Annotated in this window: 3 protein-coding genes; all 3 read left to right on the top strand. The window is 66.8% G+C overall.

The annotated features are described in order from the left end of the window. The first annotated feature begins 565 nt into the window (after positions 1-565). Positions 566-2,011: an ORF6N domain-containing protein gene (locus MJD61_03555; protein MCG8554352.1), complete on the top strand. Its 1,446-nt coding sequence runs from the start codon at positions 566-568 to the stop codon at positions 2,009-2,011. Beyond that, entirely contained in the window at positions 1,989-2,720 is a 732-nt protein-coding gene (locus MJD61_03550) for a PDDEXK nuclease domain-containing protein (GenBank protein MCG8554351.1), read from the top strand. Before MJD61_03555 ends, MJD61_03550 begins: the two co-directional genes overlap by 23 nt. After that, the coding region (locus MJD61_03545; protein ID MCG8554350.1) for a DUF1156 domain-containing protein at positions 2,720-3,071 on the top strand (352 nt) is incomplete at its 3' end. The genes MJD61_03550 and MJD61_03545, both read left to right, overlap by 1 nt.

Below are 3,071 nucleotides of genomic sequence, written 5' to 3'. Positions count from 1 at the left end.
GTCCGGGCGGGGGGTCTCGTGCTCGGGCCCGGCGGTGCCCCCCGGACTCGCGCCTTGTTCCTGAGGAACACCGGGGGACCGGCTCGGAGATGCTCGCTCCGCGACAGCGTCCGTCAGCGCTCAAACATCAGGACCCCCCGCCGGGCCCGAGCACGAGACCCCCCGCCCGGACGACTTGCGTGGTGACTGGCTTGGGGGGACGTTGTGGGCGGCGAGAAGGCCGTCGGTGCGAGCTGCGTGCGCGGCCAGCTGAGGCGGGTCTGCCGGCGAACGCGCCTGCCTGTGCGACCGCGGCGGGCCGCCTCGGCCGGTCGCGCGTGGGGGCCCATGGCCAGAGGCGCTGTGGGTGCCGTGCCCACCGTTGAGCGCCGAGATCGGCGATGGTAGTGTGAACCATCCGTGAGCAGCACGGGGAGCCGCCGTTGGGTCCTCCTCGGGTGGAGCAGGGTCCGTTCGAGTCTTCTAACAAAGGGGCACGGATGCAGGCACCGCGTAGCGAAGTTCTCTCGGCAGTGGCCAGCAGCAGCTTCGCCAATCCCCTCGACGTGAGTGTGGATGGGCCACGGTGACCGCGAGGCCGAAGGCGACGACGGCGCGGTCCGGGCTCGTCTCCATCGACCGGATCCGGCAGGCCATCCTGCTGATCCGTGGACACAAGGTGATGCTCGACGTCTATCTGGCGCTATTCTACGGCGCTGCCACTAAGGTGCTCGTCCAGGCGGTCAAGCGCAACCTCTTTCGCTTCCCCGAGGACTTCATGTTCCAGCTCGCGCGGGAGGATCTCGCCATCGTGAGCGTCGATACGCTCGCGCGACCTCGCATGCGTAGCTACATGCGCGAGGCGCGACCCTACGATCTCGTTGTCTTCGACGAGGCGCACAAGCTCTCGGCCTGGCGGGACGCCGACCTCACGGTCCGTGCCTCGAAGCGCTACGAGATGGCGGAGGAGGTCGCCGCTCTAGGCAGGCATCTGCTGCTCCTGACCGCCACACCGCACATGGGAAAAGACGACCCGTACTACTTCCTCTGGCGCCTGCTGGAGCCGGAGCTCTTGTCCACGCCGGAGGCGTTCAACCGGCTCTCGCGCGATCGTCGCGCCCAGTATGCGTTGCGCCGGATGAAGGAGGAGATGGTTCGTTTTGATGGGGAGCCCATCTACCCGCCGCGCAAGAGTGTCACGGTCGAATACCCTCTGAGCCCCGACGAACGCGAACTCTACGCTGGCACTACGGAGTACTGCGAGCTGCACTGGAACCGCGCCAAGCTGCGCAATCGCGGCGCGGCCGGACTCGCGATGAGCGTCCTTCAACGGCGCCTGGCCTCCAGTATTTGGGCGCTGCTCCGCTCGTTGGAGCGGCGAGAGGCCAAGCTCTCCGAGGAGCTGCGCCTGCTGGATCAGGGACTCATGTCGACCGCCGACCTGGAGGCCCGCCAGCAGCGACTGCCTCTCGAGGACGTGCGGGACACGAAGACGGGGGACGAAGAAGAGGCCGAGGACGGACTCGAAGAGTCGGAGCGCAACGACGACGAGGTCGTCGCCGCGACGGATGCGGTGTCGCCCGAGGAGCTTCGCGCCGAAATCGCCGAGGTCAAGCGGCTCGCGGAGCTTGCGCGCCGGGTCTACGATGCCAAACGAGGAAGCAAGTTCGAGCGGTTGTGGGACGCACTCAAGGCCTACGCCGAGACGAAGGTCCTGATCTTCACCGAGCACCGCGACACGCTCAACTTCCTCGTTGGCCGCCTGGAAGCGCTGGGCTTGACCGGCAAGCTCGCCACCATCTATGGCGGGATGGACTACAAGGATCGGGATCGTGCGGCCGAGTTCTGCCGAAAGAGGAAGCGCAACCGAGATTGGGCAGGCGCCTGCCGAATCTCCGCCGTTTCCGTTCCCGAGCCTCGCCCGTCGCGTCGTCGAGCACGAGAAGCTCTCGTGGCGCGACGCGGAGTGGCTGGCGCGGCTATTCACCGAGCTGACCTTCACTCATCTCGTGGAGCTGGCGCGGATCGATGATCTGCTACGGCGTGCCTTCTACGAGCTTCATTGCCTGAAGGAACGCTGGTCCTACCGCGAGTTGCAACGGCAGCGCGACAGCATGCTCTACGAGCGCATAGGCCTGAGCGAGGAGCGCGCCGAGGTGCTCGCGCTCGCGCGGGAAGGCACCCTCGCCGAGTCGCCGGCAGCCCAGCTCAAGGACCCCTACGTCTTCGAGTTCCTCGGCATCGAACGACGCACCGTGATGACGGAGCGAGACCTGGAGCAGGCGCTCATCGACCACCTCCAGCAATTTCTGCTCGAGCTCGGCCGCGACTTCTGCTTCGTGGACCGGCAATTCCGGATCACGGCCGGCAACCGCCACCACTATATCGATCTGCCGTTCTTCCACCGCCGCCTTCGCTGTCTGGTCGCCATCGACCTCAAGCTAGGCGAGTTCCGGCCCGACCACGCGGGCCAGCTCCGGTTCTACGTGAACTACCTCGCGGAGCAGGTTGCCCACCCGGATGAGAACCCGCCAGTTGGTATCCTGCTGTGCGCGGAGCGGGATGCCGATGTCGTCCGGTTCGCGACCGCCGGAGACGAAGACCTCTTCGTGACGCGCTATCAGCTCGAGCTCCCGAGCGAGGAGCAGCTCCGGCTGTGGCTGCATGAGGAGCGCGCGCGGATCGAGCAGGTCCAGGACGATCGGGATCTGGGCCAGGACGCCAGCCGGGGAGATGATTGATGCGACGCCTGATCGAGGAGGCCTTTCCGCTCAAGAAGGTCAGCGAGGACTCGAAGCACGAGAAGTCGGCTGGTCGCAAGGGGCACATCTCGACGCTGCACATCTGGCCGGCGCGCCGTCCGCTCGCCGCGAGTCGCGCGGCGGTCATTGCGGCGCTCCTACCGGACCCCGGCGACGCACCACCGGAGATTCGGCGCGAGTACGAACGGATGGCTGGATCGAGCGATCCTGAAAAGCAGCGCGAGGAGCTTTGCGCGCGCATCGAGAAGGTCACCCGCTGGGGCGGCATGGACGAGCGCGAGCTCGATATCTTGCGAGGCCTGATCCGCAAGACCTACGGAGGCGAGCCGC

The organism is Pseudomonadota bacterium (genome assembly GCA_022361155.1).
Classification (GTDB): domain Bacteria; phylum Myxococcota_A; class Polyangia; order Polyangiales; family JAKSBK01; genus JAKSBK01.
The sequence above is the reverse complement of the archived record's forward strand: the minus strand, read 5'-3'. Positions and strand labels throughout refer to the sequence as shown.